The organism is Pseudoalteromonas haloplanktis ATCC 14393, from assembly GCF_000238355.1.
Lineage (GTDB): Bacteria > Pseudomonadota > Gammaproteobacteria > Enterobacterales > Alteromonadaceae > Pseudoalteromonas > Pseudoalteromonas haloplanktis.
In genome coordinates this window covers 208101-224602 of sequence record NZ_AHCA01000007.1, presented here as the reverse complement: position 1 = coordinate 224602, position 16502 = coordinate 208101, and the positions used below count along the sequence as shown (strand labels likewise).

At 41.2% G+C, this 16502-nt stretch carries 12 protein-coding genes; 4 read left to right on the top strand and 8 right to left on the bottom strand.

Translation table 11 applies throughout. The features are described 5' to 3' along the window. Window positions 1-19: 19 nt before the first annotated feature. A complete protein-coding gene (gene ppk1 / locus PHAL_RS0114615) occupies window positions 20-2107 on the top strand; it encodes a polyphosphate kinase 1 (RefSeq protein WP_016709168.1) in 2088 nt (695 codons plus the stop codon). Next, window positions 2100-3587, top strand: coding sequence for a Ppx/GppA phosphatase family protein (locus tag PHAL_RS0114610; RefSeq protein WP_016709167.1), 1488 nt, complete (start codon window positions 2100-2102; stop codon window positions 3585-3587). The genes ppk1 and PHAL_RS0114610 overlap by 8 nt, the downstream gene beginning before the upstream one ends. A 330-nt stretch (window positions 3588-3917) precedes the next feature. Here the strand turns inward: PHAL_RS0114610 and PHAL_RS0114605 are convergent, their stop codons facing one another. The 8 genes from PHAL_RS0114605 to PHAL_RS0114570 form a co-directional block, all read right to left on the bottom strand. Beyond that, window positions 3918-4373 (bottom strand): hypothetical protein, encoded by a 456-nt coding sequence (locus tag PHAL_RS0114605; RefSeq protein ID WP_016709166.1) that lies wholly within the window; start codon window positions 4371-4373, stop codon window positions 3918-3920. Window positions 4374-4874: 501 nt separating this feature from the next. Beyond that, window positions 4875-5879, bottom strand: a complete 1005-nt coding sequence (locus tag PHAL_RS0114600; RefSeq protein ID WP_016709165.1) for an alpha-amylase family glycosyl hydrolase — start codon at window positions 5877-5879, stop codon at window positions 4875-4877. A gap of 177 nt (window positions 5880-6056) precedes the next feature. Beyond that, entirely contained in the window at window positions 6057-9179 is a 3123-nt protein-coding gene (locus tag PHAL_RS0114595) for an efflux RND transporter permease subunit (protein WP_016709164.1), read from the bottom strand. Window positions 9180-9187: 8 nt separating this feature from the next. Beyond that, the gene (locus PHAL_RS0114590; protein ID WP_016709163.1) at window positions 9188-10909 is read right to left on the bottom strand and encodes an efflux RND transporter periplasmic adaptor subunit; all 1722 of its coding nucleotides are present in this window, start codon (window positions 10907-10909) and stop codon (window positions 9188-9190) included. Continuing rightward, window positions 10899-12224 (bottom strand): TolC family protein, encoded by a 1326-nt coding sequence (locus PHAL_RS0114585; RefSeq protein WP_016709162.1) that lies wholly within the window; start codon window positions 12222-12224, stop codon window positions 10899-10901. The genes PHAL_RS0114590 and PHAL_RS0114585 overlap by 11 nt, the downstream gene beginning before the upstream one ends. Window positions 12225-12311: 87 nt before the next feature. After that, window positions 12312-12716 carry a hypothetical protein gene (locus PHAL_RS0114580; protein WP_016709161.1) on the bottom strand — a complete coding sequence of 135 codons (405 nt, stop codon included), beginning with the start codon at window positions 12714-12716 and terminating at the stop codon, window positions 12312-12314. Between the two features lie 99 nt (window positions 12717-12815). After that, window positions 12816-13424 carry a paraquat-inducible protein A gene (locus PHAL_RS0114575; protein ID WP_016709160.1) on the bottom strand — a complete coding sequence of 203 codons (609 nt, stop codon included), beginning with the start codon at window positions 13422-13424 and terminating at the stop codon, window positions 12816-12818. Window positions 13425-13473: 49 nt separating this feature from the next. Continuing rightward, on the bottom strand, window positions 13474-14748 hold the full coding sequence (locus PHAL_RS0114570) for an EAL and HDOD domain-containing protein (protein WP_016709159.1): 1275 nt from the start codon (window positions 14746-14748) through the stop codon (window positions 13474-13476). A 259-nt stretch (window positions 14749-15007) separates the two neighbouring features. On the opposite strand from PHAL_RS0114570, the gene PHAL_RS0114565 reads away from it, so the two are divergent. Both PHAL_RS0114565 and PHAL_RS0114560 read left to right on the top strand, forming a co-directional pair. After that, window positions 15008-15574: a PhnA domain-containing protein gene (locus PHAL_RS0114565; protein ID WP_016709158.1), complete on the top strand. Its 567-nt coding sequence runs from the start codon at window positions 15008-15010 to the stop codon at window positions 15572-15574. A 115-nt stretch (window positions 15575-15689) separates the two neighbouring features. Continuing rightward, the gene (locus PHAL_RS0114560; RefSeq protein ID WP_016709157.1) at window positions 15690-16502 is read left to right on the top strand and encodes an META domain-containing protein; all 813 of its coding nucleotides are present in this window, start codon (window positions 15690-15692) and stop codon (window positions 16500-16502) included.

Here is a 16502-nt window from a genome sequence, read left to right as displayed (position 1 = left end):
ACTATCCAAGGAATAGAATATGAACGCCTGTGCTGATGTACCTCAAACGATTAATTATTTCGCCCCAGAGTTAAGTTGGCTGTCTTTTAACGATCGCGTATTACAAGAAGCGCGAGATAAAAGTAACCCAATTATTGAGCGCATTCGTTTTTTGGGGATTTTTTCAAATAACATGGATGAGTTTTTTAGAGTTCGTGTTGCCGATGTTAAACGTCGTATTTTATTAAACAAACTCCCTGATACCAACTTTGATGAAGACGAAATTTTACTGACTCAAATTCAACAAAAAGTACTGCAGTTAGGCAAAAAATTTAACCAGATCCACGAACAAATTTTAAAAGATCTGATTGCTCACAATATTCATGTTGACCGACCTGAGCAGCTGAGTGAGTTTCATACCAATTGGTTAAGAAAGTTTTTCTTCGATAACGTATTACAGCATATCTCACCTATTTTATTAGATGAAAACAAAGATTATTCAGATCAAATCAACGATACCATGACGTATATGTTTGTTGAGATGAGTAATGACAAAAGCCATTACGCCATGCTTGAAGTACCAACCGATCGCGTGCCTCGATTTATTATTTTACCGCCTGAGAAAACTCGTCGTCATAAAACTATTGTGATGTTAGACGATATTATTACCTTCTTCTTAAGTGATATTTTTAGTAGTTTTTTTGACTTTGATAACATTCAAGGTTACGCCATAAAATTAACTCGTGATGCAGAATACAACCTCGATGATGAATTAGAAGAAGGCATTTTAGATAAAATGTCTAAGGGCCTTAAACAACGCATTTATGCCGAGCCGGTGCGATTAGTTTATGATCAAACAATGCCTGAATCGATGCTCAAAGTAATGAAGAAGCGCTTAGGTGTAACTCACCACGACGCCTTGATCCCCGGCGGCCGCTACCGTAATTTTAGAGACTTTATTGGTTTTCCCAATGTTGGCCGCCAATATTTAGAGAACAAACCACTGCCCGCTTTACAAAGTACAGCCTTTAACAACCATGCCAGTATATTTGCAGCGATTAGTCAACAAGATATCTTACTTTACTATCCGTATCATACATTTAACCATTTGCTAGAGTATGTTCGCCAAGCTGCATTTGATCCTAATGTGACACAAATTAAGGTCAACATTTATCGCGTAGCGAGCAAGTCACGGCTTATATCGTCACTTATTAATGCCGCAAAAAATGGCAAGAAAGTAACGGTAATGGTTGAACTTAAAGCACGTTTTGATGAGCAAAATAATATTGAGTGGGCAAAAGTGCTCAGTAGTGCCGGTATTAAAGTTATTTTTGGCATTCCTGCACTCAAAGTACACAGTAAGTTATGTATTGTGCACCGTCGCGAGAAAGGCCAAATCGTTAAGTACGCCCATATCGGCACTGGCAATTTTCACGAAAAGACCGCAAAAATCTACACTGACTTTAGCTTATTCACTAAGCATCAAGGCATTTGTGATGAAAGCGATAGCGTATTTAAATTTATTGAAAGTAGCTATAAACCCTTTGTATTTGAACACTTAATGATTTCGCCAGTAAACGCAAGACAACTGCTAATTGGTTTAATTCATCAAGAAATTGCTCATGCCGAAAGTGGTAAACAAGGTAGAATAACATTAAAAATAAATAACTTAGTTGATAAAGAGCTAGTCGATTGTTTGTACTTAGCGGCGCGTAGTGGGGTTAAAATTAGGATTATAGTTCGTGGTATGTGCTCCTTAGTACCGGGCCTTACTAACTTTAGCGACAACATCCGCGTTATTAGTATTGTTGATCGCTTTTTAGAGCACCCGCGAGTGATGGTATTTGCTAATAACGGCGATGAAAAAGTGTATATTTCATCCGCAGATTGGATGACTCGTAACCTTGATCATCGGGTTGAAGTGGGCGTGCCTATTTATGATGAAAAACTCAAACAGCTGATCATCGATGTACTTGAGCTACAATTTAAAGATCGCACCAAAGCGCGTATTATTGATAGTGAACAAAAGAACCATTATGTAAGACGCGGAAATCGTAAGAAAATTCGCTCGCAAATTGCAATTTACGATCACTTAAAAAAATGGGAAGGCAATTATAATAATGAATGATTATCCCTCAATAGCTGCGGTCGATTTAGGCTCCAACAGTTTTCATTTGGTCGTTGCCAGAGAAGTCGATGGCTCTTTGCAAATTCTTCACAAAGAAAAGCAACGGGTTTATTTAGCTGATGGCTTAGATGATAGAAACCAACTAAGCCAAACTGCGATAGACAGAGCATTGGCTGTATTGAAACAGTTTGCCAACACGCTGCAAGACTTTCCAGCAAGTAACGTAAAAATAGCCGCAACCTATACATTACGACGTGCTAAAAATATTAATTCATTTTTAACTCAAGCAAGTAACGTTTTCCCCTACCATATTGATGTGATCTCAGGTCAAGAGGAAGCTCGGTTAATTTATCAAGGTGTTGCTCATTATATTCATCATGATGAAAACCGTTTAGTGATTGATATTGGCGGTGGTAGTACCGAGCTAATTATTGGCAAGCATTTTAAACATAAGCTGCTCTCAAGTCGCAATATGGGCTGCGTAAGCTATACCAAGCAATTTTTTGCCGATGGTATTATTAACGACAAACGTTTTAACAAAGCACAAATAAAAGCCGAGCAAGAACTTGAAGTTATTTTTGCCAATTATATTAATACTGGCTGGCAATCTGTGGTGGGCACCTCCGGCACTATAAAATCAATACTTGCGATGATCAGTGCTAATGACCCTGAACAAAAAAATATCACCTTAGAGCGGTTACTTGAACTAAAAACCCAATTTATTGCTGCAAAAACCATTGATAACTTATTAATTGAAGGTTTAAGCCCTGAGCGCCAAGTAAGTATTTGTGGTGGCTTGGCTATTTTAATTGCTATTTTTCAGCTATTTAATATTACTGAAATGGATTATAGCGACTTTTCACTACGAGAAGGCCTGCTCCATGAAATGCAGCAAAAATTAGCGCTTAAAGATATACGTACCAACACTATTGCTAATTTAAGCGAAAGAAACACAATCGATAAGGTTCATGCTCAACGTGTTGCAAACACTGCTGACTGGTTATTCCTACAAGTACAAAAAGAATGGCAACTTGACTCGTTAGATAATCATCAGCTGTTGCTATGGGCTGCACAGTTACATGAAGTAGGTTTAGGAATCAATTCATCGGGCTTACATAAGCATAGTGCGTATGTGGTTGAAAATAGCCAATTACCTGGATTTACGCAGCAGCAACAAACATTGCTTAGCTGCATGATACGCTTTTACCGTAAAAAAGTGCGTTTAGAGCAATTTCCAACGCTACTTTCAGTACCACACTTTCAAATATTGCAATTAATTGTCTTACTGCGATTAGCAGTATTACTTAACCAAAAGCGCTTGAATGACCAGCATCAGGAGTTAGCAGTTTCTGTAAAAGGTAATAGTATGTTATTGCAGTTTCCACTGGGCTGGCTCAGTGAGCAAACCTTGCTGCATGCAGATTTACAGCAAGAGCAAAAGTATTTGAAAAAAGTGGGATTTTTAATCGATTTTGTTTAGATACAAAACGGGATAAGTGCTATCCCGTAAGCTACTTTACTTATCAACTGAATATTAGGGCCTGTTGATCTTTGCGGATTAAAATTTGTTCAAACAAGGGGCGGTTTAATCACGGCGCGAGGTTTGTAACCTAGTGGACTAAGTAAAAGCCGAGCAACAAAGAGTAAATCGCCCCTTGGCAGAACCCAAAGGGCAGCGCCTGTTTGGTATTGATGCTGCGTTATCGCCTATTTATGGGGAATAACCACACTACATAGGCGTTGCCTTGCCTAAATACCTAACAGACTGCTGCAAATTTAACCTTGAAAGGTCAACAGGCCCTAGTATCAGTTACATATCCATATGGCGATTAGCGCTTTGTATCATTTGCTTTAAGCCTTGCTGCTCAAGCTCTAGCAATTGCGCTAACTTCTCTTTACCTGCAGGGGTTTCTGCACGACTAAGTAAGTATTCATAAAGGTTGATTACTTTTTTATGCTGCTGAGATAAGTAACCCTGCATGACTTGCTCATCAACACGGGTATCACGATCTAAATCGGTGAAATTGATCAACTCTGGGTTTTCAGCAAAGTACTCGTAACAATAAGTATCTAACGTATTTATTTCGGTGATAGCTTTAAAACCAACCATATCTTCAGCTAACTTTTTTTCGTACTCAACAAAGTAATCGGCGAGCATTCGATTATGCTCCGCTAACCCCTCGCGAAGACTAAAAAAATTTGCCGCCATTTGCGTATGAAAAAGCACAGTCCAATCGTACACTTCTTGTATTGTTTTAACTTGCATGTGTGTTCCTTACTTAATTAAGTCTGCTAACAAGGCTATAGCAAAAACGTGTTATAAGAATATTGCTAAAAACGTGCCATTAAAAAGTTAATTAAAAACAAGTGGGTATTAAAATCCTGTTACTTAAACTCGTATAAGTTACAAGTAACAGGGTAATTTTTATAGGGTGATGTTAAAAAGGGAGCAACAATCGTAAAAAGCCAGACTTGTTATTAAAAGAGTAATAAAAAAAGGAAATAAAAGAAATAAAAAGAGGACAGGCATATATTTTTCAAAAAGTTGTGCACTTCACCTATCAAAGACAAATGTCCTTTTACTAATTAAAAGCCACTATTTACAAGTTAAGAAACACCTTAAAATAAAAAGAAAATAAAAAAGGACAGGCATATATTTTGTCAGAAGATTTTGTACTTCCCCTATCGAAGGTAATCCTCGCATTCCTTTATTGCACGCTGTTAATTGCCAAACTTCGAGCTGAATAACTTAAAAAGGTTCAACTATTCAACCTGTACCTTTATACCATTTGACATCGTTGCTGGCGGCGTGCTGCTTTAATCGTTGTTTACTGCCTGCAAAATTTGAATATTGATGTCTAAATCGCTTTACGGATTCAAGCCATTGCGCTTCTTCTATATTCAAAGTAAGTAGCGCTTTAGGGACTGTGTGGTTTATATGCCCTTTTTTCTTTGGATCTATGTGTCGGCCACTCCAATCTACTAATTCAATGTAATCTAGCAAAGCAAAGGGAATTGTATGTTTGATGTCATTACCACCAAATGGCTTTAGCTGTGCAGGTTGGCTTTCATGTTGGATATTATCATTTTGTTTGAGGGGCTTATTCGCTTTCATCACGTCTGCGGTAAAGGCTTTGAAATGCGCTATACGTTCTTGAATTGAGGTAAAATCACTGTCTTCAAGGGTATCTGCTATATTTGCTCTGATAGGATTTAAATCGACATAGGCCATGCAACTAAGTACTGCTGTTTGATCTAATAACGCCTGTGACTTATAGCGCCCTTCCCAGTACTTTCCGGTGCAGTTATCTTCTTTATTGGCTTCGCGGGCTATATATTCATTAAGGTTTTTCATATACCAGCTAATGTCATACAACCTTTCTCGCCATTTAGCGATGATCTCATTGAAGAAAAGTAAACTAGGTTCATCTAACTGCTCACCATTTATGTAGCGATCAACCAACATGTGACCATTATAGAGTTGATACCAGCGCTTAATTACTTCTTCATCAGACCACTCAAGTGCTTGTTGCCTATTCACATTTACAACAAGGTGGTAATGGTTGCTCATAATCGCGTAGGCTGCGATTTCGATGGCAAACACGCTACTTAATAGCTTTATTCGCTCTACAAGCCACTCTCTTCGGTGATCAAAGTTTTTACCCGTGTGTTTATCATTACCACACAAGTATGCTTGTCTAACACAACGAGCGATTAAATGGTAATAGGATGTGGATGCTAAATCAATCAGGTTTTTTCTTGCGCGAGTCATAAAGTATCAGCTCCAGTCAAACTGTATATAATAACAGTAGTTGATACTATGGTTTTTGCAAAAAATTTTGTGCCTGTCCTATTTTATTCAAAATTGGAGGTAGTCGCAGTAGCTGTTTTACGAGGCTCTGCGACTCTGGTCAAACAAAGTTTAGGGGCGCTGTATTTTTAACTCAACTTACGCATTTATACCTCGCTTACGCCATAACAAATATACTGCTGGCAGTACCAACAAGGTTAAAACGATGGCGCTGAACATGCCGCCGACCATGGGGGCGGCGATGCGGCTCATTACTTCGCTGCCGGTGCCTGTGCCGTAAAGTACGGGGAGCAAACCGATGATTATGGTTGCGACTGTCATCATCACTGGTCGTACTCGCAGGCCTGCGCCTTCGACTATGGCTTGCTTCAGCTCGACAAAGCTAAGCATTGTGCCGGCTTGTTGTGCTTGCACGCACTTTTCATTGTAGGCTTGGTTTAAGTACACCAACATGATCACGCCAATTTCCACCGCGACCCCAGCAAGGGCAATAAAACCCACTCCCACGGCGACTGAGAAGTTAAAGCCTTCTAAGTACATAAGCCAGATTCCGCCAATCATTGCCAGCGGTAGGGTGGCCATTATAATGGCTACTTCAACAAAGCTTCGAAAGTTGAGGTACAACAGCACGATAATAATCGCTAATGTCAGAGGTAATACATAGGCGAGCTTGTCTTTGGCGCGCTCCATGTACTCATATTGCCCCGCCCAAGTTATTGAGTAACCCGCTGGTAGCACTAGTTTTTCATCAAGCACTTGGCGCGCATTATCTACATAACTGCCAATATCAATGCCATCAATATCAATAAAGCTCCAACCATTTAGCCGTGCGTTTTCACTTTTGATCCCCGGTGGGCCATCTTCAATAAATACATCCGCCACATCAGCAAGCGCTATCCGCTGACCTGATGGGGTTACGATTGGTAATAACATCAGCTCTTCAGGTGAATCGCGGTAATCTTGTGGGTAGCGTAAATTGACTGGATAACGCTCTTGCCCTTCGACCGTTTCGGTTACATTCATCCCCCCTATCGCTGTAGCGACCACTTGCTGTACATCGGCAATGTTTAAGCTATAACGAGCGGCTTTTTCGCGGTTGATATCCACTTTGATATAACGGCCACCAGCAACACGCTCAGAATATACCGAGGCAGTGCCGGGTACATCTTTTAGTAAGACTTCAATTTGCTGGCCAATTTTTTGAATTTCATTCAAGTTTGGCCCCGCGACTTTAATGCCTACTGGCGTTTTAATGCCCGTTGCCAGCATATCAATACGGGTTTTTATTGGCATAACCCAAGCATTTGTCAGGCCTGGGAATTTCACTAAACCGTCGAGCTCTTTTTTCAGTTTCTCTAAGGTCATGCCTTCGCGCCACTGCTCTTTTGGCTTAAGCTGAATAAAGGTTTCAATCATGGTCAGTGGTGCGGGATCGGTGGCAGTTTCTGCGCGGCCTACTTTACCAAACACGGTTAACACTTCAGGCACGCTGGCTATCAGTTTATCGGTTTGTTGTAAAATCTCCCGCGCTTTACCAATCGATAAACCTGGGTAAGTAGTTGGCATATACATTAAATCGCCTTCATCCAGCGGCGGTATAAACTCACTGCCAATTTTATTCACCGGATAAAAACCAATAATTACTACCACCAGCGCTAACACTAAAGTCATTTTAGGAAAGCGTAAGACCGTATTAAGCAGTGGCTTGTAAGTATTGACCAGTAAGCGATTAACCGGATTTTTTTGCTCTGAAATGACTTTGCCACGTATAAAATACCCCATTAATACTGGCACTAAGGTAATTGCTAAACCCGCAGATGCTGCCATTGCATAGGTTTTAGTGTACGCCAGTGGCGCGAACATGCGCCCTTCTTGCGCTTCTAAAATAAACACTGGCATAAAACTGACGGTAATGATCATTAAACTAAAAAACAGCGCTGGGCCGACTTCACTGGCTGCATCGCTCACCACTTGCCAACGGTTTTCATCAGTAAGCGGTGTTTTTTCCATGTGCTTATGCATGTTTTCAATCATCACTATCGCGCCATCGGTCATTGCACCTATGGCAATGGCAATACCGCCCAGCGACATGATATTGGCGTTAATGCCTTGCCAATACATGATGATGAACGCCGTTAAAATCCCCAGCGGTAAAGTAATAATCGCCACTAAGGATGAACGCACATGAAACAAAAATACAATGCAGATCAGCGCCACCACCACTAACTCTTCGAACAACTTACTGGTGAGGTTATCTACTGCATTTTTGATCAGGTTAGAGCGGTCATACACTGGCACAATTTCAACCCCAGCAGGCAAGCCTTTCTTGAGTGATTCGAGCTTTGCTTTTACCAGCTCTATAGTTTTTTGTGCGTTTTCACCATAGCGCATTACCACTACGCCACCTGCAACCTCACCTTCACCGTTTAACTCAGCGATGCCTCGGCGCATTTGTGGACCAAGGCGAATATCGGCAACATCGCGTAACTGTAGCGGTGTGCCATTGGCGTTAACGCCCAGTGGAATGGCCTCTAAATCAGCCACACTTTTAATATAACCGGTGCTGGTTACCATGTATTCGGCTTCGGCCATTTCTACCACTGAGGCACCCATTTCTTGGTTGCCTTGTTTGATGGCTGTTTGTATTAAACTCAGCGGTATACCGTAGGCACGCAATTTATCTGGCTCTACATTGACTTGATATTGCTTCACCATACCACCTACTGAAGCCACCTCAGACACCCCAGGGACAGTTTGTAATTCAAATTTTAAAAACCAATCTTGTAAGCTACGTAATTGGCTAATATCGTGTTGATTGGTTTTATCCACCAGCGCATATAAATAAACCCAACCAACACCAGTGGCATCTGGGCCAAGCTCAGCGGTTGCACTTTCTGGTAAACGACTGGCTACTTGGCTCAAATACTCCTGTACTCGGCTACGAGCCCAGTAAAGGTCGGTTTTTTCATCAAAGATGACATACACGTAAGAATCACCAAAAAATGAAAAACCACGCACAGTTTGCGCCCCTGGCACTGAGAGCATGGCGGTGGTTAGTGGAAAAGTAACTTGATCTTGCACCACTTGCGGCGCTTGCCCAGGGTATGAGGTTTTAACAATCACCTGCACATCAGATAAATCCGGCAAGGCATCAACTGGGGTGTTTTTTACCGCAAATACACCGCCACCAATTAGTATTGCGGTTATAAGCAAAACAAAAAAGCGATTAGTCACAGACCAACGAATAACTGCTGCTATCATAACGCCCCCTAGTGTCCGCTGTGTGATTGCATTGAGGGTTCAACATCAATACGGCTAATAACAAATTCCCCCCCTTGCAAACTAAAGGTAAATGTTATTTGTTGTGCAGCTTCAAGCGTTGTTAAATCAACGCCATCAGCAAATACAAAGTCCATAGTGGCGGGTGCTCGGTGCCATTTTTCGATTGCGCCGCGACTAATATTGGCTACTCGCGTGGTTTTATCAATACTGTTAATAGTGCCCTTTACGGTGGCAGTGTTGGCCGCATCAACCATCATATGAGTTGAGTCCATAATATGAATACCGCTTACTACATAACTTCCATCAACTTGTTTTGTTAGCTCAAAATGCAGTGTTTGACCTGCTTGTAACGCGCCAATATCAACGCTTTCAGCAACCATAAAATCCATCGTCATGCTAGGCCAATCAAGTTCATTCATTGGTTCGTGGCTAATATTCACCATTCGCTGATCTGCCATTACATGGTTGATAACCCCTTTTCCCCACACGCTGGTGATAACTTGTGGCGCCTGCATCCGCTTAAAATCAGAGCTTTTACTTGATTCTGAATCTAATAAGAATTGCGCAGAAGTCACTACTTCATCGTCGGCTTTAATGCCTGCTAAAATAACAGCATCATTATTATCACTACGGCCAAGTTCCACCGCGACTGACTTAAAACGGCCTTCGCCTAGAGCAACAACAACGCGGTCTTGAGAACCTGTGCGGATCACCGCTTGTTTTGGCACAATTAGCTGCTGCTCGCTGGCTTTAGCATGAATGCTCACTTGTGCAAACATGTTCGGTTTTAGTTGGTGATCTTGATTGTTAAAACGTAAACGTACCCGCAGCGTACGGTTTTTGGCATCCAACGTTGGGTATATATAATCAACCTTACCGCGCCAGCTTTGCCCTGCGATGTAATCAAGGGTCATGGTTACGGGTAAGCCTACTTCAATCAATTGTGCTTGGCGTTCAAATACCTCAGCTTCAACCCATACTTCATCCAACTGAGCAATACTCATCATAGAAGTACCAGGCTTTACATAAAAGCCTTCGCGTACATTAAGCTCATCGACCACGCCACTTTGGCGTGCATAAAAGGTAATATTTTGCATCACCTTTTTATTGGTTTGTAAGCGTTCAACAAAACCGTCCGATACATTTAACGCCTTTAAACGTGCCTTTGCTGCACGAATAAGCACAGGGTTGTTACGATTCACCGCCAGTACAAACTCTTCTTGAGCGTTAACTAGCTGTGGAGAATACAAGGTATACAGTGGCTCTCCTTGTTTAACTTGATCGCCTGCGGCTTTAACATATAAGGTTTCAAGCCAGCCTTCTACCCGAGGGTGAATATGCACTTGCTGATCTTGGTTATACTGTACGTAGCCTACCGTGTTCACTTCGCTTTGCAGTGCTTTACGTTGTACTTTGGCAGTTCTAACACCTAGGTTATTGATCACAGCGGGCGAAATTGTCACCGCACCGGGGCCGTCTTGATCGTTCTCTTCGCCTTCTGCATAAACAGGCACTAAATCCATGCCCATAGGCGAGAGTCCTGGTTCATCACGTCGATAGTTACTATCCATTGGCGCCACCCAGTACAAGGGCTTCTTTTCTGTGTTGGTACTGACTGTATGCGTACTATCTGTCAGTAGGGTTAAGCTCGTTGTCGCAATGGCTGCACCAACGAGTGCGGCAATAAGCAATTTTAAATTAGTGTTCATCATGCTCTCCTGCTAATAGCTCGGCCATCACAGCAGCGTCTTTGCTACTGGCGTAATAATTCAGGCGAGCAATAATAATTTGTTGATCTATCTGGATATTTAACGCGTCTATTTTGGCATTGAGTTCACTGATACGGGCGCGCATTACTTCAGAGAAATCACCATCATCGCGGGTGTAGGCATTTAATGTCGCTTGTGCTTGCTCAGCCATTTGAGGCAGTAGTTTAGTTTGATAAAGGGCGTCACGCTTTGCCAACCGTGCTAATTGGCTAAACTCTTTAAAGTACATACCTTTGAGCTTTTGTAAGGCAATCAATTTTTCAGTTTTAACGGCTTCAGCCGTGGCGATCGCGGCATTGACTTGTTGGTCTTGGCGGTTATCAGTAAACAGCGGTAAATCAATACTAATACCGACAGAAAACAGATCGGCGCGGGAGTCACCCATTGGCGTATCGTCACGATAACCATAGCCCATATTCACGCCGAGCTGTGGTTTATAACCTTGCTTAGCAACATCGATTTCAGTTTGCTTTGCCGCGACAGTTTGCTCAATTGCAACGATTGCAGGGTGCGCCATTAACAATGGCATTAGCTGTGTAAACTCAAGCTGGTCAAAATCAACCAATGGTATTATGTCACTGCGATTAGCACTTACCGGTTGAGTTAACATATTGATTGGCAACCATTGTGACAAACGCTTTTTAGCACTTTCAAACTGTTGTTCGAGCATTACTAGCTTATCTTCAAGGCGAGTTAATTCTAACTGGGCGCGAATAATATCTTGCTGGCGAGTATTACCGACCGAGCTGGCATAACTTGATTCTGTAATATCAATCAGCTGCGAGAACAATGCCTTATCTTGCTCAATTAAAGCGATGCTTTGCTGTGCTCGATACGCATTGAGCCAAGATTCAATAACAATGGTTTTTACTTGGGCAAGTCTATCTGCGCGTAACCAAGGATATTGCTGCGCTGATTGTGCTAACGCATGCTGTTTCAGCGCAAGGCTATCACCACGACTAAACATTTGACTCACGCCCACTTTGAACTGAGTCATTCCTTCTTGATCAAAGGCAAAGCCATCTGTAGGAAGGTTCATTAGCCCAACAGTCAAAACGGGATCTGGCAACGTGCCCGCCGCTAAGCTTTGTGCTTGCACTGCTGCTTGCTGATACTTATTGGCTGTTAACCAAGGTTCATTATTAAGTGCATAGCTAAGCGCTTGTTCAAGACTTAACTCATTACTGTATGCTGGGTTTGCCGCTGCTAGCAAAATCGCTAAAAAAATGGCTTTAAATACTGCTAAGTGATTCATCACTTACTCCACTAAAATTAAAAAAAGGATTAAATTTAGAGGCAGAAAAGGTGATTTATATAAATTTTAGACGCACCTATCCTGCAATTAAGCAGACATAGGAGGGCGGTAAAGCGAGCTGGCTATACGGTGTTGATTTTGCGAGATGTGAAGTTGTACTTTTTCAGACGGCGATAATAATGTGGTAAATAAACCATCCATACTCAGCATAGAATGTGCAGAGCATGCACTAACAGGGCAACCACATTCTTGATTGGCTGTTGTGTCGTCATCACAACAATCCATATTCATCATGCCAGCAGACATATCATGATGCATATCATGATGCATATCATGATGCATATCATGATGCATATCATTATTATCCATCATGCTTGACTGTGAGTGACTCATGTGTGGCATTTCACAACTCATAGTTACAGACGCAACAGCTTGACCCACTAAAGTGAGTAACAAAACAATGGTCAATAAACTAAGGTAAATACGTTGCAAAAAAGTGCCTTTTAAAATTAGGTTCTAGGTTCTAGGTTCTAGGTTCTAGGTTCTAGGTTCTAGGGAATTTTATGTTAACTTATTCACTAACACAAACGTTTAACTGTTTTTTGGTTCAATCTTAATTAAATTACTGGCGGCGATGGCAAATAAACAATACCCGGTAAAATACCAAAAACCAGCGCCAAACTCTGCGTGCATATTGATAAGTTCGCCCATTTGGCCTTCTGCGTTACCGGCTAAATAGGATACGATTAACGCAATAACAAATACATCAACCATACTCCATTTACTTAAGCCTTGTATTACTTGACCGAGCAGCTGCTTAAATTTATTCACGGGTAAAAAAATATATAGCAATTGCATCAATAATTTTAAGGTTGGTATCACTATCGAAAAAAATGCCACCAGCACGGCGACTAAATAGTTTTTATTATTAGCCAGTTCGTTAACCGTGCCCCAAATACTGCGTGTTTTTTTATAGGCACTAATTTCGCCTTCGAGCTTGTCTAGACCCAACATGCTTGAAGCCATCATTAACATATTACGGGTATTACGGTCGCCCTCATCTGCCAACATTTCAATCCCGGTTTGTGCTAGCTTTGACTTATCTATTTTTCCCTCTAAGCTCAAAACAGGCTGAGTTACACCAGGAATAAGCAGTGCTAAAGCAATTAAAATCGTGGTAAATGGTAATAATAAACGCATGTAATATCTTCATAAGATAAGTTAGTTAATGCGCATAATACTCAAGTGCTTATTCTTGTTCAATAATTGATGCTAATACGTCGTCCCCGTACTGACGGGCGCTGAGCATCGCATTATAAACCACTTCTATTTCGGAGGCTGGGCGAATTGTTTCCAGCAGCTTTTCAGCCAAAGGCCAATTATCTTCTTCTACTGCCCGCGCTAGTTTAAGGGTCGCTCCCAACATACCATTAAAGTTGAGTAATGCGCTTGAAAGCTCATCACCTAAGCGAAACTCCTGCGCTATTACATCAAGCTCCATATTTAAGATCGCATCAAGTACCGACATCAGCCCAACCAAGTAGCCTTGCTCTGACATCTCTTGGCCACCCGGTTGTAACATCAACAACATAAAGTGCGCACGTGTTAATCCCAGTTTGGTTAATTCACTGGGTTTATCAACCCCAAGTTCACTCAGCGCTAATACCCTAACAAATTGGCGTATTGCATCTTCGCCTAAATAAATAACCGCCTGAGAAATTGAAGTAATAACTAAATTCTGACTTTTAGAACGGGCATTCACTAATTTCAATATACGAGCCGTTAAACCAACATCTTTAGCAACACGTTGATGCACCTCATCAAAGTTTAGATCTGAGCGTGATGTACAGCGCAATAAATCAAACACAGCCAGTTTCGAGGGTTCAACATTATGATAAGTAAGCATTTCAGGACGCGCGAAAAAGAAGCCCTGAAAGTAATCACAGCCGGCACTTTTTAAAAGCGTAAATTGTTCATGGGTTTCTATACGCTCAACGATAATTTTCACATCAGGAAATCGGCGCTTGAGCTTTTTCAATAGCATATTGGTTTTAATAATAGGCTCTTCGACTTCGAGCTTAATATAATCGACTAAGCCTAAAAGTGGCTCCCATTTAACATCGCCATCGTAATCATCTAAGGCAAACCGATAGCCTTCTTGCTTTAAAGATTTAACACGTTTTGTCACTTTCGCTATATTATCTGCACGCTCAACTATCTCGATTACAGCGCTATTTGGTTGCAACAGTTTAGGGAAGTCTTCTAATAAGGCATCTGTTGAAAGGTTAATAAATGCACGATGATTTGCGGTGAGCTTATCAATACCTATCAACATTAAGGCATTAAAAAACAACCGCCCAGTAGCTTGGCCGTCGGTTGTACCAACAGGAAAAGCGTTATTAATCGAATCTCGATAAAGTAACTCATATGCATAAAGGCCTGTGTCAGCATCAAAAATTGGTTGCCTTGCTATATATTGAGTAACAAGGTTTGGCATATCGGCTGTTATCTGCGTACTCAGCATATTATTTCCTGCTAATAATTCTAGCGACTTATGCCAGCTAAATTGTTGTTATTTTATCGATTCAGTATAGTTAATTTTTTTCAGCTTGCCTAAACTTAAACATCGGTAACCAGCCTAATCAACTCAATGCCAGCAAAATACTGTGCGCTTATAGTAATTTATATACCCACACATAAATAATGGATATGTTCTAATTTACTCTACAATTGAGTACAATAGCTACTTACCTTTAAGTTTACCTCCCTTACAAGAGCCCGATATGAGCATAGAACAGACCTTAGTTGAACGCAGCAATACCCAATGTGAGTTATGTGCTGCGAGTGAAAATCTTTCTGTATACGAAGTACCACCTGTTACAGAAGCTCATTCAGATAAATGCATTTATACCTGCCAAACGTGCAAAGACCAAATTGAAAACAACATTGAGCTCACCCCAACTCATTGGCATTGTTTAAACGACAGCATGTGGAGTCAAACACCAGCCGTTCAAGTGGTTGCTTATAGAATGCTTACCCGCTTAGCACCTGATAATGGTTGGGCGCAAGACGCACTAGATATGATTTACTTAGAAGAAGACACACTAGCCTGGGCAAAAGTTGCATTAGCAGAAGACGATGATATTAAGCATGTTGATAGCAATGGTGTAGTCTTACAAGCAGGCGATACAGTTACACTAATTAAAGACTTAGATGTTAAAGGAAGTAGCTTAACGGCTAAGCGCGGCACTGCGGTTCGCAATATCGGCTTGACGAGCAACCCTGAGCATATAGAAGGGCGTGTAGACGGTCAGCGCATTGTGATTTTAACCAAGTTTGTTAAAAAATAAGCGCGTCTAGCGCATTTTCTTGTGTTCCAACAATTAAGCTATTATTAAGTAACTAAGTCGTACACTTATAGCTAGTTAAGAATCCACCGATTTCATTCACTCCAAGGAATAAGCCATGCTATTACATAAACCAAATGCAATTTTAAAATCGATTGTTGGTATGAGTCTATTAGCCAGCAGTGCTGTTGTACTTTCAGGATGTCAAAGCCAACCTGAATCAACTGAACAAACTACTGAAGATGCAGCTATGGCCACGTTAACTACGCAAATTACCTACCTTGATCGCAGCATGCTGCGCCCGGGGGCGCAACTGACAGTAACCCTTGCTGACGTATCAAAAATGGATGCTAAAGCTGAAGTGATCAGCCAGCAAACTATTGATATTAATGGTGCACCACCTTACACGGTAGAGCTTAGTTATGATGCGAGTAAAATGGACCAACGTCACCGCTATAGCGTCATGGCACGGATCACTAATCAAGACCAACTATTATATGTAAGCACAACCCATAACAACCCGTTTGAGCAATCGCAACAAACCACTCCTTATGAGGTTGTGGTGTCTAAAGTAGCGCCGCAAAAACCTAATGTCGATTTAGTAAATACGTACTTTAAAGCGATTACTTTGAATGGCGAAAAAGTAATCGTAGAAACAAAAGAGCCCTTTATTCAATTTAGCGCTGATAACAAAAGCCATGGTTTTTTAGGTTGTAACAACTTTACTGGTAGCTACCAAGTAAATCAGCAAACACTTAAATTTAGCCCACAAGCCAGCACAAAGAAAATGTGTTTTAAAGGTATGGAACAAGAAGCGGCAATGTCAGCAGTATTACAAAATACCGCACAGTGGGAAATTAAAGGTGAATTACTTCGTTTGAAAGATCAGCAAGGAAACGAACTTGCAACTTTTAAAGCAACTTACTTTTAA